General features: G+C 57.4%; 6 protein-coding genes. All 6 read left to right on the forward strand.

Going from position 1 to position 23,557, the window contains the following annotated elements; translation table 11 throughout:
- The first annotated feature begins 264 nt into the window (after positions 1-264).
- From XYCOK13_RS04430 to XYCOK13_RS04455, 6 genes are read left to right on the forward strand one after another with little or no spacing between them, the layout of a single operon-like run.
- A complete protein-coding gene (locus XYCOK13_RS04430; protein WP_213410681.1) occupies positions 265-1,944 on the forward strand; it encodes a Hint domain-containing protein in 1,680 nt (559 codons plus the stop codon).
- 38 nt (positions 1,945-1,982) lie between these two features.
- Positions 1,983-6,002 carry a fibronectin type III domain-containing protein gene (locus XYCOK13_RS04435; protein WP_213410682.1) on the forward strand — a complete coding sequence of 1,340 codons (4,020 nt, stop codon included), beginning with the start codon at positions 1,983-1,985 and terminating at the stop codon, positions 6,000-6,002.
- A complete protein-coding gene (locus tag XYCOK13_RS04440) occupies positions 5,995-7,002 on the forward strand; it encodes a hypothetical protein (protein WP_213410683.1) in 1,008 nt (335 codons plus the stop codon). Before XYCOK13_RS04435 ends, XYCOK13_RS04440 begins: the two co-directional genes overlap by 8 nt.
- The gene (locus tag XYCOK13_RS04445; protein WP_213410684.1) at positions 6,914-9,559 is read left to right on the forward strand and encodes a hypothetical protein; all 2,646 of its coding nucleotides are present in this window, start codon (positions 6,914-6,916) and stop codon (positions 9,557-9,559) included. Before XYCOK13_RS04440 ends, XYCOK13_RS04445 begins: the two co-directional genes overlap by 89 nt.
- A 35-nt stretch (positions 9,560-9,594) precedes the next feature.
- Complete coding sequence (locus tag XYCOK13_RS04450) at positions 9,595-10,773, forward strand: hypothetical protein (RefSeq protein ID WP_213410685.1); 1,179 nt, start codon at positions 9,595-9,597, stop codon at positions 10,771-10,773.
- Positions 10,774-10,802: 29 nt separating this feature from the next.
- Positions 10,803-23,225 carry a LysM peptidoglycan-binding domain-containing protein gene (locus XYCOK13_RS04455; protein ID WP_213410686.1) on the forward strand — a complete coding sequence of 4,141 codons (12,423 nt, stop codon included), beginning with the start codon at positions 10,803-10,805 and terminating at the stop codon, positions 23,223-23,225.
- Positions 23,226-23,557 lie beyond the last annotated feature (332 nt).

The following is a 23,557-nucleotide window of genomic DNA, read 5'->3' on the forward strand; positions in this document are numbered from 1 at the left end:
GGCAGCCGGCTTTTCTTTTTTTCCTATCGAATGCCGACAACCAAAATTTGCGCGATTCAATTGATATAAATTTCAGAAAAAAAATACACATCCCAATATTCCGATTATGATACAGTAGAGGTGTCTGGCATTCTACATTTTTTGGCATCTATTGCGTCTGATCGACTTTATTCGTAGAAGGGAGGACAGCTTGCTGGTTCCTCAGTTGGATGGCAGCGTTTGCAATGGAATTGTTCTATCAATAATAGGAGGAGGAATTCATGTATGGCAATTCGTAAAGTTTCAGAAATGCCCGTTTTGGACCAGCAATACAAGGCAGATTTAAAAGTAATCATCGACAAGGCGCAGCGCAGCGCCGATGGTGCGCTTGCGCTGAACATGGCCAATGATGAGGATTATCGCTTGGTCAAAAGCCACTATGATTTTCTTGGCATTACTCCGCAACGGTATCCTCAATTAAGCCTGCAGCTTCAGATGGCCCGCGAGGCAGGCGTAAGAGGCAAGGATTTGGCGGTGAAGTATGATCAGGGGACCGACGGATTCACTGATGCGAACCTGATCAACAATTTGGCCATCGACCTGATGGGAAGGGCAGTGGCACAAGGACTGTCCACTTATATCGGCGGCGCTTATTCTGTGATTTTGACGCTGCAGCTTTTCGATAAAGACAACCAGGACTTGCTGGCTTCGGAGAACATCCATGTAATGGGCGAGGGCGAATTTACGCCGATTCAGGCGAAGAGCGACAAGGGAGCGCCGGAGCGCATGCAGGCCGCTCTGTTTGTGGCCTACACGAAGACAGTCAATTCTCCTACAGAGCACCTTGTGGTTACCCGGGAAATCGACAAAGGACCGGTCGCAGACCCTGAGATTACCCAGCCGGTTCCCAAAGACCCGAATGCCAAGGTGATCACGATCGGCTTGAGCCGCGGCGTCGGCAATCGGGACAATGTCGACTACTGGTTCAATCAGCAGCTATGGGACGACAAGACCGTCATGGTCCCGCTTGCAGGCAAAGTCACCTTCCAGAGTCCGATTATCCAGCCGCTTGTGCCGAAGCAGAACATTTACATCAACCTCGCTGTGGCGATGGCAACAGGCGGTTTGAAGGTAGATCCGGAGGACGTTGAGAACCAAGTATACCCCTATTTCACCGTAGACCCGAGCGATCCCTGCACCCTCCTGTTCAACAAACCCGCTCCCACTGATCCCAAAAGCACTGACAACGGCAATCCGATTGTGTTCGGCAAGGCGCCCTGGAGCACGGATACGATCGTCTATTTCTACTGCAATATTTCCATAAAAACACAGAACAGCGGAACTTTCTTCGTCAACGCCAACATTCAGAGCAGTGATTTCCCGGATTGGGACCCGCTGGATGGAACGTTGTATATCAGGCCGTTCAATTTCACTTGGCATTGTCTGGCGAAGGGTTCTCGCATTACGCTGGCAGACGGGCGCGAGGCTGCAATTGAGGAGCTGTCCGGCGGGGAAGAGGTGCTGGTGAGCGCGAACGGCGACAAGCTGGCAGTCGGCGCTACATACGTCGGCAAGCATGACGGGCCGGCATACAAGCTTGTAACCGAGAACGGCGAAGAACTCACATTGTCCGATTGCCATGTCGTCGGCACACCGGACGGGTTCAAGCTGGCCATGGAGCTCAAGGCCGGCGATCAGGTCATGACGAGAGAAGGAGCGGCGAGGCTAGCTTCCGTAGAAGAGGTCGACTACGACGGGTATATGATCAATCTGGAATTGGCCGCTCCTGAAGAGTACGGAGATACGACAATGTTTGCCAACGGCATATGGGTGGGGGACAAGGCGATGCAGTCCCGCTATTTCCGCACGCACTACCGTTCCCATGAGCTGGTTCTCCACCGGCTGCCGCAGGATTTCCACAAGGACTTCGAAAGCTTGCTGGAGGACATTGCGGCAGCCCGTTAAGCAGAGCGCAATTCATGGAAGAAAGCAGAGGTGTGAGGATGGCGAACTTACCGCCGCCGCAAGTAAGCGGTGTGATCTATAACCAGAATGCGAATCGCATTCAAGTGAATTGGCAGCCTTCTGACGGCCAGTTCTATGTGATTGCCCTGTTCACGGGAGACAAGCAGCTCGAGGAGAAGCGTGTCATTGGCTTTGGCGGGGAGCTGATTCCGAGTATGAGGCTGGAGCCGAATACTTTGTACCAGGTTAAGGTTGCCCAAACCGACGGTCCCGGCGGCCCGCCCGGACCGTTCGGCCCGGCCGTCGATCTGATTACCGAATCGCTGCAGGGGCTGCAGGCTGTAAATGATGGCGATACCCTTGAAGTCCGCTGGGAACTCCCGAAGCTGGGGAATGTCAGCGGGGGCAAGGTCATCATCATGGACAAAAGCAGCGGCCGCCCTGTCCATACTGAGCAGCTGAGCGGGAACGGCGGCAGCTTCTCCGTCGCAGGGCTTTGGATTGAGGGAAGGCTGTACAGCATCATCCTCTACCCGACGAAGGGCATTTCACAGGGGCCAGCTTCACCTGAGCTGCCGCTCGTGCAACAAGTGCCGATCTGCAACGCGATCGGCTATGAGATTTCACCGGACGGCAAGCTGTCTATCGTGAAGGCGGGTTGCAACCCGCCGCTTCCCGAGGATACGATGGTTGAATTAACGTTGTACGAGGGGGATGCAGCAAAGGCTAAGAACAAAGCGTCATCCACCTCGATAACTATCGAGCTCGGACATGTGCTGGACCCGTCCTATCGCTATGCGGGGACGCTGCGCTATTGGTCGGGCAGCAGCGCCGGGCCGGAGAGCCCGCGCGAGCCCGTGCTCGTTGTTCCGCCAAGCATAGAGCGTGTCGCTCATGAAGCGGGTTTCGCGCACATTACTTGGCGTTACTTGCCTATTGAACCCATCCCGGTGTATGGGAAAGCAGCTCTGATACAAGGCAATACCTCGATTGCGCAAGCTACAATATTAGGAAATACGGCGAGCCTGGCGTTGCCGGACAGGTTGGACCCGGATGCGCAATATGAAGTGCGAGTGCTTGGCTTGCTCGGCAAATCGCGCAGTCCGGTGAGTGACAAGGTTCCGTTCTTGGCGGAAGAGCGTCAGATTGGCGCCGTTCTGTACAACGGCAAGACATTGTCAGTGGCGTGGCCGGGCGAACCGATGCCGGGCGTGAACGATTATGAGATTCAAATATGGAACGAAGGTGTAAGGTTAAGCAGCACGACTTGCCGTGCGAATGTGAATCGTGCCGAGATTCCGCTCGAGCTTGATCCGCTAGCTGCTTATCAGGTTAGGCTCCGCCCTGTCGGCGATCGCTCATGGGGCAAGCCCGGGCCGGGTGTCGACATCATCTCGGCAGTGCCGGGCGCGACGTCCATTGAGACGGATGCGGACCGCATAGCGGTGCAGGTGGCAGAGCCAGCGGCGAAGCCGGGCGTAGCGGGCTACATCGGGTATTTGTATGAAGGGGATAAGCTGCTGGCGAAGACGGCGGCTTCCCGGACAGACGGCACCGGTGGCTACACGGTCGTCTTCCCGCGCAAGGGGGCAGGGTACGAGGTGAAGGAAGGCTCGGCCTATGCGGTCAAGCTGCAAGCAGTTGGGGAGCAGCCGGAAGCGCGCAGCGGACCGCTAAGCGAGGCGTATCCGGTCATCGTGAGCGTGCTGCGGATGACCTCGGTTGTGTATGACCGTGCGGCGAGTCAGGTGGCAGTTCGTTGGGAGCCGAGCCGAGAATCAGCCGTGAGCGGGTATGTGGTGCTGGTGGCGGATAGCGAGGGCCAGACGACTACGCTGACCAGCAGCAGCGAGGCGGTTGTGGCATTGCCGGCAGGCAGGGGCGGAACCGTGATGGTCATAGCGCGCAGCGCGCTGTCGCGAGGACCGGCAGGCGCCACGGTGAGGGTGCTGACCGAGACGGTAGCAGTGAGCAGGACGAGCTATGCGGACGGCTTCCTGTATGTCGCTTGGCAATCGGTGTCGACAGAGCGTCCCGTCTACCGGGTGGAAGTGCTGGCGGGAAGCGGCGAAGTTGTGCATAGCGCTGCGAGTGGCAGCGCGGAAGCACTGCTCGGCGTGGCGCTGCAGGCGTCGGGAACGTATAGCGTGCGGGTGACGGTGGTGAGCGGAGTAGCCGTTGGCGCGCCGGGAGAGGCGGCGTCCATCATTTCGGCAGTGCCGGGCGCGTCTTCCATCGAGACGGATGCGGACCGCATCGTGGTACAAGTGGCGGAACCAGAGGCGAAGCCGGGCGTAGCGGGCTACCTCGGGTATTTGTATGAAGGGGATAAGCTGCTGGCGAAGCCGGTAGCTGCCCAGACAGACGGCGCTGGCGGCTACACGGTCGTCTTCCCGCGCAAGGGAGAAGGGTACGAGGTGAAGGAAGGCTTGGCCTATGCGGTCAAGCTGCAAGCAGTTGGCGAGCAGCCGGAAGCGCGCAGCGGACCGCTAAGCGAGGCGTATCTGGTCGTCGTGAGCGTGCCACGCATTACAGAAGCTTCCATCAACGGTTATGCCTGGCGCTTATGCTGGACGGCCAGTTTGGAGCCCGCGATTCGCGGCTATGTTGTCACAGTGACGGATGCGAACGGCGGACATCCGCTAACTTTTTATACGACGGATACGAGCTATGCCGGCAATCAGCAATTTGCCGACAACCAGACGCTGGCAACCGTGCAGGCGATAGGCGAGGTGGCGAGCGGGCCTGTTAGCGCCGCTGTTCATCTGTATGGAGACGGGGCCAGTTATTATGTGTCACAGGCGTCGGGCGAGCAGCCGGCATATGTATACCGATCAGATCAGCGGCCGCCGGGATCGCAAGATATTCGGCTGTATGTGCCCGATGTGTTCAATGCACAACCGGGCATCGATTCGGACGTATTCGTATGGACAAGACCGGACGATGCACCGCCGAATTACCCATATTTGCTAACTGTAGCCGAGTCCGGGCCTGCCTGGAAGTTCGATGCGCAGAGCCGGAACGCGCTGTGGGAAGCGTATGATCGGCTGCTGCAGCAGTTGGACCCGTCGGCGGATGAGGGTGGAGGCGATGGGAGCGTGCCGCTGCTGAAGCCGGGAGCCTTCCTTATGCTTCGTCAGGCGATCGCGCGATCCTTGCCACTGCTCTTCACCGAGCAGCTGCAATACGCATACGGCTTCAATCCAGCGAACGGCTATGTCGATCTCGTGCCCGGCATGCGGTTGCGGCTGGATGCGGAGGCCCGGCAATTCGTCGGCGCGCCAAGTCCGGTCACAGACAAGCTGAACGGCTTCGTGCCGAGCGGGACGCAGTGGGTTGCTATCGGTGAATATTGGCAGGCGAACAGTGTGCTAACCGGATTTGACGCATTTCTGTCACGCTGCGAGCGTCCGAGTGTTCCGGCTCCGCAAGCCGCTGGCGGCGCAGGCGGGTCGATTGACCTGTACAGCGAGAATGGCGGCCGCCGCCGGTTGTATCGGCTGCTCTATCCGCAGAGCTTCCCGGAGAGCAGCAGCATGGGGAATGCGGATCGCACCGATCACATCCTTATTCTCGGCGCGGATTGTTATGCGGACTTGGCAGGGGCAACCGCCCAGTATGTAAGCATGGGCAATTTCGATGGCTATGAAGACAAGATTATCGTCAACTATTTCCGGGGACGTGCGGTGCTGGTGCCGGAAATTCCGATTGCAGTAAACGGGCAGACCTGCTACGTGTCCGTCGGATCTACGCTGCGTGACGTAGCGGCACAATTCGGCGGTGCATGGCATCCGGCCAATCAGTTTCTCGCAGGCTGGAACATGGAGCGCAGCACTGCGAACATCATCGGCACTGCAGCGGAAGCGCGCGCAGCGGTTCAGACACAGTCCTATGCGAAAATTCGACTGGACGATTACCCGCTTCAGCCTTATGAACAAGACAGGAGTTGCTACGACTTGCCCTTGCTGCATGGAGACCGGATTTGGCTGCATACAGAAGCAGGCAGCCGAGCCGGAGCTGGAACTGGAGCGAACAGAGGGGGACTAAGTCATGAGTGAGCCGATCTTCGCGAAGAGCGGGCAGAGCGATTTGTACTACATGACGAGCGCAAGCGAGGAATCCGGCTTGGACAGCTATCAGTGCGCTTTTCTCCCGCCGCCGGACAAGCTGCCGCCTAGTCCGCTGAGCTTGCAGGCAAGCTGGGAAATACAGGGCGGCATGTACATGTTCCTGAACGCCAAGCCCATCGATGAGCCGACCTTCGTCGCTAATGTGCGCAAGTTCTACACAGGTGCAGGCCGACAGGTGCGTTTGATTTGGCTGAGTGACCCGAACGCTCCTGCCGCAAACTGGGCACCGCAATATATCGAGGCGGACAGCGCTGGCAAAGTGACGAAGCTCGCGCAGCTTCGCTTCCGAAACTATCGCCTCGTCATTGGGGCGAATGCGACAGTGGGCTTGCGCGGCTCGGACGCTCCTGCCGGATTTGCATTGCGCCAGCCGCCGGGCGTCGACCGCTGGTGCTACTGGCAATCGGGATCCGGATCAGCGCAGTATGTGCCGGAGGCATCGATTGCATTGCCGCTCTCTGGCGGCGCGCTTGGCTGCCTGGCCTTCTCGCTGCTGCTAGCACAGCATTCGAATGGAGCGGATGATTGGGACGCTCTCGATGCGGGCTTGCGTTACTATTACGATCACCCGGATTATCCCGGGTACTTGCAGTCGCTGCGCTACCGGGTGTTCGGTTCAGCCGGCCGAAGCATTCGCCTGGAAGCCAGTGTCGATCCCATCAATCCGCTGGCAGCCGCCCGCACCTGCTTCGCATTCGCCGCCGATAACGGAGGAGCGGTGCAGGTGCTGGATACACATTATACGACGTGGACCGGCCAGTCGGTGCAGGTGCGCCCAGTGGCTGGCGGCAATGCGAGTCTGGTGTTCGCCGTCCAGCCTGCGGCGCAGACAGAGACGGATGCCGATCCTTTTACCCTTGTGCCTTGCGGCGCATTCGAGGTGCTTAGACACGGCAGCGCAGCAGCAGGGGGGGGATGCCAGCGCTAACCGGGAGAAGGCGGACATAGGTGCCAAGGCGAAGCAAGGGACTGCCGGGGCTCTGCCACAAGCGACAGGCAGCGACGTCGCCTTCCTGCAAGCATCAGAGCAGACGCCCCAATTCCGGCTCATGCTCGGCACCTCGGCGCTTGAGTACGCCGGCAGCCTAGCGGAAGCGGGCAATCGCTTGCATTTCGTTCCGGGACAGCCTGCTTATGCGCCCGGATTTACCAAGCATAGCGAACAAGGAGAGGGATTGGCGGATAATGCTCTGACCGCTTATCTGTATGTCACTTCCCAGCAAGACGAAGCCGTCGCATACTATGCCCAGCCGGAGAAATCGGTGCTGTATGAGCTCGGTGAGGCATCGTCTGCGGCGAATCCGATTACAGGCTACATGGAAATTGCCGTGAAGCCGCTGCCCGCCCTGACTCACACCCGGCAAGCCTTTCCTGCGGCACCGTACGGAAATTTGCAGGGCTTGCCCAATGCGGAGCAATATGCGGCATTCGAGAAGAAGGTGCTGGCCCCGGCAAGACAAGCGCGAATTGTACAGGCGACCGAACAGAGCGGGAAGGCACTGCCGAAAGCAGGCGACGTGCTGCAAGAGCAAGCAGCATGGAATGACAAGCAGCAAGCGTCGTTAAGCACTAGCCCTATACAGCAGGCATCGGCAAGTGCAAGGCAGCAGGCGGCTGCACGACAAGCGGTGACACGGAAGGGATGGCTGGCCAAGTTCAACCAGGAAGCCACATCCTGGCAGTCGCTTGTGCTGGCCCAAGCTCAGCAGGGAGAGCAGACGCTGGAACTGGCCGGGCCTGGGGGAGGCTCAATCAGCGGCCCGCTCAAGGAAGCCTTGCAGAGCAACCAGCTGTTCCTTGTAGCCGAAGGCCCGAAGTTTGCGCAGCATGCAGCATGGCTAACATCGATGCTGGCGATAGAAGGCTTCTCTTTCGATTTGGAACCTTCCAAATGGGCTGCAGCCGATACGATTCTCATCTTCAAGTATTGTACAGGCAGCTTGAAGGAATTGGCCGCCAATCTGGAATCGTGGACGATGGCGTATGCATTCAATGAAGGAGGATTGACGCAGCTTCATGTGCAGCGTATTTTCGAAAACGCTGAAGAGATGGCCAAGACGCATGAGGAATTCCGCGTATTCGCGGAGCTGCTGAACAGTCCTGGCTGGACCGGACTGCTCGCGCTGAACGTTCACACGCCTTTGGAGGATTTACCACCCGAGCTGGCGGGGCTGCGTGCGGGCATTGCTGCAGCCGATTTCAAGGCGCATCATATCGGCATACATAGCAGTCCGGTGCTCGTGGATGAGGAGGACGTTGATCCGATTGTGATTCAGGACGGGGGAGCGCACCTTGCACAGGACGCCGAAAGGCTTAGCGATGCGCCGGTTGCGATTCGGCTCAAGGACAGCTCCATGTTCGGACTCATCTACTATGAGGATGAAACGCCGATGCGGCAGGACGGTTCGGTCTATCGCTATAGGGTCAAGACGCTGAAGGTGCAATTCGAGAATTCCGCGATTAAGCGTTTCTCCAGCAGCGTAGAGCTGCTGGTCAATCAATTGTTCGGTGACACGGTAGAGCTGCAAGGCGCGCAGGGACAATCCAATGTTATGGCGTTAAACGGGGTTTATCAAGAGCAGGCGGGCAGGAAGACCTATGTGTTCCTGAATGAACAGGATCTTCGATTCCGTGTGCGCAGCGAAGTGCTGGAGGAAGTGGAACTGCTGCGCGCCCAATTTCTGACGGAGACGACAGCGGAAGAGCAGGAGGAGGGTCGAGACATCGAAAGCCGGTTCGCCTTCTCTGGCAACCTGCGCTTCAAGCACAGGCCCGAATTCGACCTGTTCTCCTTCGGCAACGGTCCGGATGGAGACAACGGTCAGCTGAACTTCTCCAATCTCGCTTTGCATATGCGCTTCCCGCAGGCCAATCCGGACAACAAACAGTTCGTATTTGACGCTGAAAATCTTGCCTTCAACTTAGGAGCAAGCCAAGCGCGTCACGATAGCTTGTACCGCCACTTTCCGCTGAAGCTTGCCGGGTTCATCCAAGCGGACGAGGGCAGCTCACCCGCAAGTCTGGGCTACCATAGCGTTCAGACACCGATCAGCGAGACGTCGCTTCTGTATCCTTGGTATGGCCTGGAATTCGAGCTGAACTTGGGCAGCTTGGGCGCGCTGGCGAGCCAAGCGGGATTTACGGCGAAGCTTCTCGCAGCCTGGTCGCCTGGGGAAGCCGGCATCAGCATGTTCACCGGGATGTACTTGCCCGGCACCGGGGACAGCGGCAAGATGTTCGCGCTGGAGAACATCCTGCGCTTCTCCATCGATGCGTTCCGTATGGAAACGGGAACCTCGGCTTCCGGGCGCACGTCCTATACGCTTATTCTGAATAACCTGCGTCTCGGCTTCCTCGGGATGCAATTCCCGCCAAGCGCCTATGTCGATTTCGTGCTGTTCGGCAACCCTGACCCGTCAGCACGGGCGGACAGCCTTGGCTGGTACGCTTCGTACACCGACGAATCGGCGATAAAGAACACATAAGGAGCAGCATTAATGATGGAAGTGAGGTGGAAGCAGTGAAGGTGCTTGTATGGAATGTGGAAAAATTTACAGAAGCCAAATTTCAAGCAAAGGTGATCATTACAGGAAATTGGTCTAAGAAAAGACTGCGGCTGCCTATCGATGAGCTGCTCGCATACATGGAAATGGTGTTTACCGGCAACGGCAATGCCTCACATACGCCGGAGGTGATCGCGATTTTGGAAGCACTTGCGCCAGACAATCAAGATTTGGGCGAGCTGCTGGACCGCAATTCCGGAGGGGCGCGAGGGCTCGTTGCTATGTTGAACTACATCAAGCAATGGACGAACAACAACAATTGGCGGCTGGTCCCACCGCTCAAGTGCAATACGCAGAAGCCGGCCAACACGCCGTGGGCGCAGTCTGAGGTGGTCGGCGTATTTTATGACACGAGCCGGGTGACCTTCAACGGGCCAAATGCGTGGATCAACAATCAATCGCAGCAGCCGGGCGCGGGAGCAGCCGCGCAATATGATGCGGGAGTAAATTCGATTTGGAATGACGCGGCCATTACGAACAGTACGACCTTGGCGGGACAGGTGCGCTTTTACGAAACGAATGGCAATGAGATTTTGTTCCCGAACGACCAGAACCGGCGACCGTTTCTCGTCGATTTCACCGAACAGTATGGAAATAACCGCAAAATTCGCATGGCCTTTATGCATACGTCACCCGGCTTTCATCTGGGAGGTACCCGTTCTATGGGGAAAATTGCGGAGCTGACGCCAACAGGGGGAACAGATCCGACAATCAGCATCGCGGCGGGGGATTTCAATGTGAATGACTATCATACGAATTCGGCGAATAAGGCATATCGACCTCTAAGCAATCGCCGGTTTCGCAAGATGCTCAAGAAGAACGAGGATTATTCGACTCACTATTATAGGAAGAGGGATGCGAAGCCGGACACTTGGGATACATACCAACAGCACATGCTTATCGACAATTTCCTTGTCTGGCACCGGACGAAAACAGCGGCGAATCAGGCGACATATGAGAAAGCCTCCGTGGATGCCGCGCTCGGCTTTCCTAATCCCTATGTGAGCACAATGAATATTCCGATTGCAAACTATCCGAATTATACGAATCCTGTCGAGGCCTTCCGCTGGTGGGAGAACTTCTGGCATATCCGCAAAGCAAGCGACCACACACCGATTTTTTTAGATATTCAATAACGTCCGTTGCATAAAGGGGGGATACATTCATGTCCAACAATAATGCCGGCAGCACCACAACAATAGAAGCCATTCATCAGGATGTGGCGGCGCAAGCAGGGAGGAGAGGGCCTGTTCTCTTGAGCGCGGTCAACATGCCTTCGGATGCATTGTGGCGGAAGGCAAGCGTCGCATTCGGCGATGAGGAGTTCGCCATAAATCCGCCGGATGGGGGCATGGTGCAGGTAAGCGGCATCTCGGGAGGGGCATTCACGGTATGGGGCATGATCACAGTGCTGGGTCTCGAAAAGCAGTCCCGGTCGATCACAATTCGAGTAGTTGACGGTGAGCCCGGATTCACGTTCAGCATTGGCCCGCTTGCATCCGGCTGGACGTTCGGCAAATGGCAGGCCCGTCTCGATACAACACCGCTGAACAGATTGCGCCAGAGCGGCATTCTGTTCCACTGGGACTCGTTCCGGCCTATGGATGAGCAGGATAGTCCTTTGTCGTATTCGGCAACGGTTGAGTTAACCGGGCCTTTCGCCTTTTTGACGCGATTCATTACAGGCCAGTCGCTAACTTGGCAAGGACCGATCCTGTTCGCAGAAGCTTGGGCGTATGAGCCGACCTTCGATTTGCGGGCTCCGCTGGTGAAGGACGGGAGCGAGCCGCAAACGTTCTCGATCGGATTTCTTGAGGCGAAGTCGCCGTATTTGCAAGCGCGGGTGCGCTATGCGGAAGACCCGGAAACAGACGAGCAGCTCAAGCTGGAAACTCAGGTGCAGTTCGGCATGAGCCTGCAAGAGGAAGGCATGACGCTTCAGCCGATGACGCTGAATGTACCTATCTACAACAGTAGTAAGGTGCTGTACCTGAACGGCATGTATGGGGCTGAAGATGATGCGCTCAGCATGGGGGACGTAGCCCGCTGGCTGCTTAATTTGGATGCGCCGCCGGCGTTGCCGGCTCCGCTCGACGGCTTGTTCAACCGTGTCGGGCTGAAGGCGATGTCAGCCTCGCTTACATCTGCCTCGCCATTTGGCTTGATGTCTGTTGAAGTGTTGGTCGGTTCGAAGAGCGAGCAGCCGGTTTGGGATATTTACAACAATCAGATCGTGCTGGAAGAGCTGTATATGAACGCGAACGTTACATATTTGACGTCTGATTATACAAGTGTTAATGCGCTGTTCGGAGCGGATCTTCGCTTGTTCGACTTGCTCTTTGAGATGGAATTGGAAATTCAGAACGATGGCGTAATTGCCAGAGGCATGATGAGCACGGTGGACGGCTTGCCACTCAGCTTCTCCGGTTTGATTCGCAAGCTGAACTGCGGTTTGGATACGCAGGGTTTGGAAGATTTCTTCGCGCTGACATTCAACCAAATCGGAGTAGAGCTCGTGCCATCTACGGAACACTTCCAGCTGTCGGTGTACGCAGAAGCAGACCTGAGTTTGCGCTTGTTCGGCAAGGAACTGTTCGGTTTGCACGATACGAATTTGCTGTTTTCCGGCTATCAAGACGAAGCGGGAGAGATGGCTTATCTTGTGTATGCCAGCGGCAAGGTTGCCCTGCTGGGCCTGACATTTCCGGCGCAAGTGACGTTGTCTGCGGAGAAAAAGCAATTCACAATAGGTCCGGTCAGCTTCACCTTCGGCGATATGATCAAATTTTTGGTGCAGCTTGTTCATCCTTCCTGGGATTTCGAGCTGCCTGAGCCGTGGAACGTGTTGAACGCGATCGGCTTTGAGAACGCCACGTTGACGGTAGACATAACAGAGAAGTACGTCACCTTTTCGACCGGAATTCAAGTCGACTTCGGCTTTATCGAGATCAGCGATATTTCCTTGACTTACCATTGGCGCACGCCAAAAGGAGGCAAGGAAGGCGTGGTGCTGGCACTGGACGGCACCTTCCTTGGCATGCCCATCAGAACTGGCGAAGACGATGAGCCGCTCGAATGGGACGTCGTCAACGATCACCCGCCAGAGGTGCCTGGGGCAGGCAACCAGTTGTTCCATCTGGAGTATCTTGGCATTGGCCAACATGTGTCCTTCCGCGATACGAGCCAGCTTCATTCGATTAGCGACGTAATTACGGCGCTGGAACGAGGATTCCGGCCGGAGCTTGCCGCAGGCAATCCGTTGGAGCAATCGAATGCGCTGGTGTTCAATGAGAACAGCGGCTGGCTGCTTGGCGCGAAATTCACGGTGCTGCAGACGGTGACGATTGCGGCCATCTTCAATGATCCGCAGATGTACGGGCTGCGTGTGACGCTGGAAGGCGCGCGGGCGGGCAGCTTCAAAGGATTGGAGTTCGAAATTTTATATAAAAAAATAACCGACCAGATCGGCTTGTACCATACGGAGCTGGTGCTGCCGGATATGATGCGTTATTTGGAGTTCGGCGAGGTATCGATTACGATCCCCGTGATCGACATCGACATTTATACCAACGGCAATTTCAAGATCGACATCGGCTTTCCGCACAATGGAAATTTTGAACGCTCCTTCGCTATCCAAGTGTTCCCGTTCGTCGGTTTTGGCGGTTTCTATCTGGCCTATCTGGAAGGCGCTACCTCGCAAACCGTGCCGGCCATTGACAACGGGGAGTTCAAGCCGGTTATCGAATTCGGATTCGGTCTGGCCGTCGGTGTCGGCAAGACGATACATAAAGGACCGCTCAGCGCCGGACTGGACTTAACCGTTCAGGGTATTCTCGAAGGAACGCTCGCTTGGTTTCACCCGACGGCAAGTGAGGAATCGACCGATTTGTACTATGCGGTGCAGGGCATGGTCGGCATCGTCGGCGAGCTGTTCGGCTCGCTCGATTTCTCGATCATTAAGGCCAGCGTGCAAATACGGGCTGCCGCCCGCGCGCTCTTGACGTTTCAGGCTTATGAGCCAATCGTCATCCGGTTCGAGGTCGAGGTTGAGGCGAGCGTCAAGGTGAAGGTTGTATTTGTTACGATACATTTCTCCTTCGATTGGACGCTGCGTGAGCAGTTTACTATCGGGAACAAAGGTGTGCCGCCTTGGCATGTGGCAGGCGGTCAAGCACTGGCAGCGCGCAGCGTGCGCGAGGAGAAGCGCTTGCGTCTGCAGCAGCCGCGAACTGCCAATCCATCCACTTCGGCCGCAAAGCCGCGTCTCGCGGACGTGCTGGCTGAGCCTGCGTTGCAGTGGCAAGTGAAGCGGCTGAAGGTTGCCGGCCCGGCTATGGCCGCGGCAGAGCAGGCAACTGAGATTGAAGTTCGCTTCGGCGTGCTGTACACCCAAGCGAGCGGAGGGCAGCCGGGCGCAGCGCCAGTCGTGCAGGCGCTTCCGCTGCTGTTCGTGCCGAATGCGATCCCGGAGCAAGTTGCGAGCCGGGAGGCGCTGCGGCAGACGACTGGCGGGGACTCGGCGTTCTGTCGGCTCGTCGAGGGGATGCTGCGGCGCGCGATTGATGCGAGACTCGCTTCCGTTGGGGAAGCGTCCGCAGCGGATGCCTATGTAAGCCTGTATGATTTGCAGGTGATCTATCAGCATTTGCTGGCCGGTCTGGCAGATGAGTCCTTCACCTATGCAAGCCTGACAGAGTATTTCAAGGATCATATGATCTTCAAGGTGATGCCAGCTCAAGCAACAGAGGAAGGCGAGGCGCCGAGCGGCACGCTGCTGCCGATGATCCCCGCCCTCACGCTGGAGAGCTCGGATGGACAAGTGAAGATCGATTACGGCACGGACTCCCGTCTTATGATCGGCAAATCCTACGAGCAGGAGCTGGAACGTTATTTCCAAACTTTCGCCGCTGCCTATCAGAACCGGCTGGAGCAGGAGCATGAGGATAATCCGAAAGCTTGGAGGCAGCAAACCCGCCAGCATAAGGAGCTGGCAGCAGAGGGAACTCGCGAGGGGACGAAGGAGTCGATCAGCGCGTTCTTGTTCCGCGATTACTTCCTGATGGTCACCAAAAGCGCGGTACAAGCTGCCATAGACCGGCTGGAGCAATACGAGTACGAGACTGACGGAACGCGTTCGCTCGAGCAGATTGCGGCAGAGCTCTCGGCCCGCAAGCCGCAGTCCGGGCTGATGAACCCGACTGCGGCGTCGATCGCACTGGCGAATCAGGAGCGACCGGATGTACTGAATCCGGCGAGCCGGGCAACGGTCGCCGGCGCTCTCTACCAGACGAAGGCGGCGGACACGCTCAAGCGGATTGCCGATTTCTTCGGACTGTCTCCGGCTCAGCTGCTTGAGGCTGCGGACGGAAGCGGCGCTATGCTGAACGCAGACGATGCGGCCCTGCTGAAGCCGGATGCTCTCATCGATCTCGGCACGATCGCTTTCACTGTACCGGTCGACGGTTACCCGCTGGAAGCAGTAGCGGTTTCGTTCGGTGTTGGATTCGATGCGCTCAAGGCGGCCAATCCAGGGGTAGACCAATCGCCGCTGGCTATGGGTCAGGTGCTGACGGTGCCGGGTGCGAAGCAGGCCATTGAAGTGGGACAGACGTTCCGCACCTTCGCGGAACGGTTTGGACTGACGCTTGCGCAGCTTGCTGCAGCTTGTCAAGACAATGCCGCTATACTGCAGCCGTTAAGCGTCTGGCACATTCCGGCATTTCCGGCAGCGGTGTCGGAAGGGATGAGTCTGCGTGGGCTGGCAGAGCGCTACAACTTGAATCTGGCGGACATGGTGGAGGATGGACTCGGGCAGGCCGATGATTTGTTGCTGCCGGGCAAGAAGCTGCTCGTGCCGTACAGACCGGATATGCCGGAGGAGGAGTTGATTGCCGCCGTCATCGGGAAAGCGGCAGTCAATGATATTGCTGCTTCCATGTCACGCTTCTTCTTGCATGGCTTGCGCATTCCGGCGCCCGCAGACAAGCCGGATTTCACGAAGCTGTTCCCGCTGTACCAAGTCATTGGCCAGCAGTGGGACGCCCCGTCGCCGGATGCCGGACCTTATGCATATACGTTGACGAAGCCGGAAGGGATTGAGTGGATCGCATTTCCCGCAGATAGCGTCCGTAACGGGAATGATGGCCGTGATAATGATGGATATGACGGCAATGATGATAGTAGTCGCGGCGATGACGGTGACAGTGGAAGTAACAGTGGCAGTGAGGGGGACAATGACTCGTCCGGGAATTGTTGCACGTATGCGTTCGGTCCTCACGACTGGCAGACGATTCGCGACTATGCCGCTCCGTTCACGCCTGAAGCCGAAGCGCCGCAAGCGCTGGCGCTTATGGCCTATCAGCCGAATCGCTACGCCTTGAGCCAGATGATACATTGGCAGCATCCGCTCGGCAATAACCTGTGGGAGCCGGAGGCAAGCGCAGCGACAAGTTCGGGTGAGCCGGCCATCTGGCCGTTTCCAGGCACCTTGAAGCAGCGCTTGCTGAATAGCGCGAATCCAAGCGGACACGGAGCGGAACAAACGGGACTGCGCTACGTGCTAAGGATGTACCGCCAACAATCGGCGAATACCGCAGTGCGTGCAGAGGCAATCGATGCATTCGCATGGGGCACGATGATTGACGTGAATGTTCATGCTGTGCGGGCGGCATCCCATGATCCGAGCGTCACGCGCCACGAGTATCAGCTGGCGGGCACAGACGAAGACGGCAAACAGATGCTGCAGCATCTTTGGAACTACTTGTCGAGCGACAGCGGCATGCAGGATCAAGCCAGCTTGTCCCTGCTTTATCCGGCCAATCCGAGCGAGCCGAACAGCAGCGGTTTGCTGTCAGGTCTTTTGCTTCCCGAGGATACGTTTCTGCTGAAGGCGAATTTGTCCTCAACGACCCATTCGTCCAACGAACCGGTGCTGCGCCAATCGCGAAGCCTGCGCGTGGAGCTTGCTGATGAAGAGCCGGAAATCGATGTGTTCGCCGCGCTATCGGATGCCAAGCGGTTCATAAAGCTGCTGTGGGAAGGGAGCGCCGTGCATTCGGGCGGCTATTACTTGAACTATGCCGCGGAAGACGGGGCCGGGCTGCCGGACACGATCTTCAATGAGAGCGGGGAAGCTGTGCTGAAGCTTGTCATTGTGCTCGCCAGCCAAATTCACCGTTCGTCCGCCGAAGACCAGGCGGACAACCCGATTGCTGGCGCAAGCAACGCTCGGCGTGCCGAAGGTCAAGCGGAGGCGCTGGCGTTCGCGCCGATTTACGGCTTCAACAATTGTGCGGTGACCGCACAAAACGTGGATATTTCGCATGGACAATTGGCCGTTGAATCGGCGCTGTACGAGACAGGCGCGAGCGAAACACTGAACGATGCCAGTGCAGCTATGGGCTTCGCCGCTACGGAGGAGCTGGCGCAGGCGAACCGGCTGACGAAGCTGCTGCTGAAGCCGGGCATTGCCGTACAAGTCGGCTCGATCACCTACAACATACAGCCGGGCGATACGCTGCAAAGCATGGCCGATGCGTTGACAGGCGGCGAGATCGGTGCCTTGACACAAGCCATTGGGGGGACAGAAGGGCTGCTCCTTGCCAAGTCTCTGCTGCAATATCACGACGGACAGATGACCTTGCATACGACAGCTCCGCTCGGCGTCGTCGGATACGACCAATACCGGCCCAATCCAGATACGGCAGATGCGGCCTATGCGGAGTTGTCTGCGCAGCAGCAGTTGGGCACACTCTACCAATTGCTCGGCTTTACAATACAGGACAACGAGTTTTTCAGCACACAAGCGGCAGGAGGGAGAGAAGGCCTGCCCGCGGGCCCGATCGATCCGACTGGGGAGAAGAGCGACAAGCCTATGCCGGAGTGGTATTACCGCAATACGATCCAGGCTTCCAACTTTGCCCGGCCAGCTCACAACTATGCCTATCGTACACCGGGTTTGCCGCCCGCCGCGGACAATCCATACGCTGGGCTTGCGCCGCAGTCGCAGCTCCAGCTTAGCCTGACTTTCCAGGACTTGTTCGGCAATCGGACCGATTATGCCTCATCCGGTGTATACCCGATTGCTCTGCCCTTCGGCTATCGGGATGAGCTGATCCCGCTTTCGATGTGGCCGGGCATGGCGGTCAGCTACGACATTGCAGACAGCATGGACGAAAGTTGCGCAAGCATTGCGTTCCACATCTCCTTCAATCTGAGCGCCTACGCAGGAGGGTCCGGCCAGTCGCAGGCGGTAAGCAAGCAAAACGTGCAAACCGATCTGCAGAAGCTTGCCCAGCTCTACTATCAATTTGTGCAGCCAGACTATCAGATCGCATGGAGCACGAGTCTGGATCAGCCTTCCATGGAAGAAGAGCCGATGCTGTACTACGCCTGGAAGGCGCCTTGGTGGCAGGCAGTCAGCTCGCACTGGCTGTTCCTGCAAAGCCTGGACAGCTTGGCGCTGGTCCAAGTTCAGCCATCGGGCCAGACGCTTGCCGAACTTGCCGCACCTTATTTGGTCACTGCCGGCGAGCTGCTGCAGCATAATGCGCACGTGCAAGCAGACCGGCTGTTTGCTCATACGGGCGAGGGGCTGCAGCTTGTCGTCCCCGAAAAGCTGCTGACGCGCGCCGGCGATTCGCTGAAATCGCTCTGCGCCCGCATTCCCGGAGGGATGGATGCCGTTCAACTGGCGGGACAGAATCTGCATGCGGCTCTATCAGCCGACAACGTGTACAGTACGCCTCAGCGAACGCTGCCTCGCGAAGGCTCGGGCATTACGCTCAACGGGCAATCGCTTCAGCAAATATGCGATCTCTTGCGCCAATCGCCGCTCAGGCTGGCAGAGGAAAATGCCGAACGGCCAGACCTGTTGCGCGCCGGCGTTGTGCTTCGGCTGGACGGTCGGGCGATTATGGTGCGGGAAGGATACAGCTTCCAGAGTGTGGTTGCGCTGCTGCTGGAGTATACGGTGAGCGCTGCTGTCTCGTTGCAGGCCATTGCGGATTTCTACCAATGCGATGTCGCGGCCATTGCCGAAGCGAATCAGGCTAAGACAGACATTTGGCGAGATCAGGCGCCGTTCACGTACGAGGGTCATACAGTTCTGGCTAAGGCAACAGACAGTCTTTATGACATCGCTGAACAATTCGCGCAAGTGGGCTTGAGCGTAACAGTTGCCGCGCTGGCGGCAAGCGTTAAGGATGATGATGAATTGCTGGCGGAAGGGGCGGTGCTGTCCAGCGGCTTGTACGAAATTGATCTTCGCGCCGTTGTACAGGCCAATGCGCAGGTTCCCGGCCTGTTCAAGCCGGACGCCATTCTTCATAGCGCACATACGGTAACGCTGCAAGGCGACACGTTGTCTGTGCTTGAGAGCAGAGAGGGAGTGCCTGCTGCTGAACTCGTGCCGCTGAATCTGGAGCTGGCGAATTTCTACGCCGAAGGTGTGTACGTATTCGTTCGCAACAACTCTGCTTATTCACCGGAACCAGGGGCCAGCCTTGCACAGATCGTTCGCGATACCGCTGCTACTTATGAGGAGCTTGGACAGTTGAATGGGCATGCCGCTCTTCAAGCTTCCACGGACATCAAGCTGCAGGTGCCGCTGCGTACGTACCGTCCGGACGATGGCCGGGACTTGCTTGTACCTTATGCGGCAGGCGGTCCATTCGGCTCCCCGGCTTCCGATACGCTCGGCAGCATTGCCGTGAAGTTCGGTCTGGCCGGAGCCCAAGCTCTGGCCGAGCGGAACATGGATATGCCGTACTTGTTCCTGCCGGGAAGCGCGGTGACGATTGAGGGCGCGCCTTATGTGTTGACGGAATCGGACACGCTTGCCGGATTGCAGGCGCAGTTCCCGAACGTTCCGCTCGGAACGCTCGTCACAGCGCTGGATCGTCCCGGTGTGCTGCGCGCCGGAGCTGTCTTCGCCGTGCCCGCGCCGCTAGCCGCGGAAGGCTTGCTGCAGCCGCAGGCGGCGGCGGATGCGATGCAAGTGTCCGCCACCGATTTGCTGCTAGTGAACCGGAGCCTGTCGGGCTTGCTGCAGAAGGGGGTTCCTGTTACCCTTCATGTCCCGGACAGCTCGCAGCCGGTTACGGTTGAAACACGTGAAGGCGAAACCTTGAACACGCTGTTGGCTCAGTTCCAGAGGCAGACGGGGCTAGCCATTAGCTTCGCGATGCTGGCGGAGGCTGTTACGTCACTAGAACTGTTTGCGCTAGGCGCCGTCTATGTACTGCCGCCGCAAGCGTACACGGTAAGCTATGAGACGAATGTACAGCTTCCGGCGAAGATTTTCCCGTTGAATGCTGCCTTTGCGTTGAGACGTGTACAATTTATGGTGACGGATGCGGTTGTGAACGAAATGCGGGAAGCGGGCGTGCCGGATGCGCTTCTGCAGAAGCTAGGGCCCATGATTGATGTGCGTTATCTCAATGGTGATCAATTCCGCGGAGAGCTTAGACAGTTGCTTGGCGAGCAATGGAACGAGTTGCCTTTGTCACACTTGTTGCGGCTCAGTGCGCAACAGTCGGCGCTCATCGCGAATGCAAGCATAAATACGCCGCCGGTCTTTCATGCTTCCACTCCGCTAGCGCCGAATGTGATGGAAGGGGAAGGCTCGGAAGCGGGCATGCGCCGCTTCGCCGAGCAATTCGAACAAGCGCTGAAGAGCGGCCGCCGTGAATTAAAGCTGGCAGTTGGTGTCGGCAAGCGGGAGTGGAATGCGGAAGGCCGGAAGAACAAGCTGTGGGCAGTCGTCTTCGGGGAGGAAGGATTCTGCTATACGATTCAGCCTGACCAAGGCTCCATCTATGCGATGAAGCCGCTGTCCACGTCACTGATCTCCCGTCAGGCCCGCATGCAGCAATATGTACCCGGAGTAGGATGGGAGCAAGCTGATCCTAAGACGTTCCAATCGGTTGAACTCGACTTGTGGGCGAAGCAGTTTCTAGAAACGGTCGACCTGGTTTTAACCGCTCCTTATGCGGTTCCGGCTGCCAGGCGCAGCCGCCAGGCGATCGAGCAGCTGCTGGCCAGCAAGGAGAAGCTGGCTGACAAGCTGGCGCATGCGGTTGTGCCGGTTCTTGATCAGCCGCCCTATGCGGGCAGCGTAGAGATTGCGCGTCAGCATTTCGCCGACAGGCTCAAGATCAGGCTGGCCGACGCATACGGCATCGAAGCTATCGTTCAGTTCCCGGTGACGGTAAGCGGAGGCTCGGATGATCCGAACACCGCTCCTAGATTGTCCGGCAAGCCGGTCAATGCAGGCTATCGCACAGGTGCTGTCGAATCGATTGCATCGATGGCGGAAGCACTTCAGGTCAGCCAAGAGTTTCTGCTGGACGCTGTGGAACGGATGCCGGGCATCTTGCAAACAGGCGGCGAAGGCAGGCAGCCTGCTGTCGTTCGTTATTCCGCAGAGGGCGAACCCGAGCGGACGGTCACGCTTGCAGCCGGCATGACGCTGCAATCTCTTGCAGTGGAAACGCTGGGACTCCGATCCGCATACGACTTGATCGGACGCTTGACTGTAATCGAAGGAGACAGCTTATTTGCGCCGTACACGGCGATCAATGTAACACAGGTGCGGGGCATTGTCGGTCAGACCGGTCAAGCTCCGGTATGGGTAGCCGAGAACAGTCTGGAAAGCATGGCGTTCTTCTTCGACTTGACTGTGCGCGAATTTGCAAGAGCCGTGCAGGATGTGCAGGGATTGTTCGCCCATCATATAACCGAGCTCGCCTTCGAAGGAAAAACAGCAGTCGTTGAGGCCAACGATTCCTTGCGGACGGTTGCGGCCAAGCTGGAGACGACAAGCGGGACATTGGCGGCGTATTACCGGCTGCATGCCAATCTGCTGAAGCCCGGCTTGCCCTTGCATAGTTTGCAGGTGTTGCCGCAGTACGATCTCAGTACGGCGAAGATTGCGCTGTCGGAGCCGTCCTCGCAGCTTACGTACTTCGTCGATGTGAAGTCCGAGCACCGGGCACGCAAGCTGTTTTTCGATTTCGACTATGTCATCAATGAGCTGGAGTTCGACATTCATGCGATGTCGGACATTGCGGATTACCAAGCCTCTTCGTGGTTGAGCTTCGTATTGCCATTCGATCAGGCAGGCAGTGGCGCGCACGGCTCGGCAGTGAATGGCCTAGCATCGAACGCTCCAGCATCGAGCAGTTGGGCTCCGAACATCGGACAGCAGGAAATACCGGTGTTGATGAGGAGCTACCCGGACATCCCAACCCTTCTGACTCAGGAGGGAGAAGGGGTACGGCTGCCGGAGTCAGCGAGCGGCAAGCGTCTGCTGCCTGTCATCAGGCAAACAAGCGACTATGCAACAAGCAGCGGGGCAATGCAGCAACATGACGTTCCGCACGGCGAGGGGGACGATGTGCTGGATACGCTGCGAAGCTGGGAATTCACCTACAGCTTCCACATCAGACCGTCCGGGCAAGACGAGATGCGGACGGTCATCCGCTTGAATGATGTGCGCGAGGGCCTCGTGAGAGGGAGGCAGGCACGAAGCAGCGACGAATCGTTCGATTTCTTCGAATTGCTTGCTCAGTTCGCAAGCAACCTGCCGCTGATTCAGAATGATCTCGATCTGCTGCCGTCGATGGATCGCGAATCCGAGTCGGACACAGCGGATTCGGCCATCGCGGCGCTATCCAGCCTGGCGAGCCAATTGGCGGACAGCTGGCCTGCAGGCGACGGTCAAGTGCGTGTGGGGCGTGATGTCGGTATGTTGGACACGCATGAATATACATTGCTGACCACACATGACATCGACCAGCCGGAACTGTTCCGCACCTTGATCTTCCGCACGATGGGCGATGCGGAAGAGACAGTATGGCCAGATCATGTTTGGGTGCAGCATGAGAAGCAATGGGTTGCGCTTGAGGCGCAAGCAATTGAGCCTGGCGCACAGGAAGCGGTATTCGACTTCCCTTCGCATGTGGAAGCAGGCGGAACGCTGACGCTGAAGATTGGCTTCAGCGAATTGAATGTGATCCGCTACCAAAGCGCCTCCTCGGGCATGGCGGTAACCCGCAACAGGCATCTGATCAGCGCAGGGGAGACAGCGCCCGCTTTCGTCTATGCCACACCGCTGGTGGAGTTCGCCAATCCGTTCACGCCGCTTATCGTGCGCGACGAGACGTATGAGCTGCAAGGCGCCGATCTGCAGCAGTGCTTGAGTGAATTGTTCCGGCAATTGCTCGATGCGGACAATCCCGAAATGTGGCAGGAAGCGAGCATACGCTGGATTAGTCTGACTTGCGGATACCAATTCCGTGTGTCGGATTTGGCTGGCATCGAAGCGACGACACCGATGTTCCATTATCCGTTTTATCCATTCCAAGTCATGCGGGACTACCAACCCACTGCCGGAACTTTCGTCAGTCAACTGGTGGCCGTTATTCACGATTGGCTGCTTCACCAGCAGTTGAGTGCGATGACGGGACAGCTAGTGTTTGACCTGATAGTCTATGAAGCAACCGTTGCAGGAGAAACGCCGCGGCCTGTTTTGGAGCTGGAGAATATCCTCTACGACTTGGCTCAGATGCGCAGCAATGGAGTGTGACAGGCTCGTTTTCCACTGCATGAATCGGACCGTATGGGATCTAGAGCGGGAATAGCAGCACCCACCCAGTCAGAAATCGATAGAACAGCATCGTAGAATTACAGATATATGCAAGCGGGGACTCTGGCTCACTAGCCAGAGTTCTTTTTATGGGGAAGTCCCCCCTTCATACATAAACTCCATTCTAGTCTAAAAGGTTGAAAGACACGCCCAGTGCGCGACGGCACTGCTCCGGAGACACCCTTAGGATGGGCTGTATAGAATAACGGGAATTACTGGTCTAATATATGCGGTTACTAGGCATAGAGGGGTAAATAGAGGGAAAAAGTGGA

The organism is Xylanibacillus composti, assembly GCF_018403685.1.
Classification (GTDB): domain Bacteria; phylum Bacillota; class Bacilli; order Paenibacillales; family K13; genus Xylanibacillus; species Xylanibacillus composti.

Bases quoted from the DNA above. Each gene is read 5' to 3' on its own strand.
- XYCOK13_RS04455 (WP_213410686.1), top strand. From the start codon at position 10,803: ATGTCCAACAATAATGCCGGCAGCACCACAACAATAGAAGCCATTCAT.
- XYCOK13_RS04440 (WP_213410683.1), top strand. From the start codon at position 5,995: ATGAGTGAGCCGATCTTCGCGAAGAGCGGGCAGAGCGATTTGTACTAC.
- XYCOK13_RS04445 (WP_213410684.1), top strand. From the start codon at position 6,914: ATGCCGATCCTTTTACCCTTGTGCCTTGCGGCGCATTCGAGGTGCTTA.
- XYCOK13_RS04435 (WP_213410682.1), top strand. From the start codon at position 1,983: ATGGCGAACTTACCGCCGCCGCAAGTAAGCGGTGTGATCTATAACCAG.
- XYCOK13_RS04430 (WP_213410681.1), top strand. From the start codon at position 265: ATGGCAATTCGTAAAGTTTCAGAAATGCCCGTTTTGGACCAGCAATAC.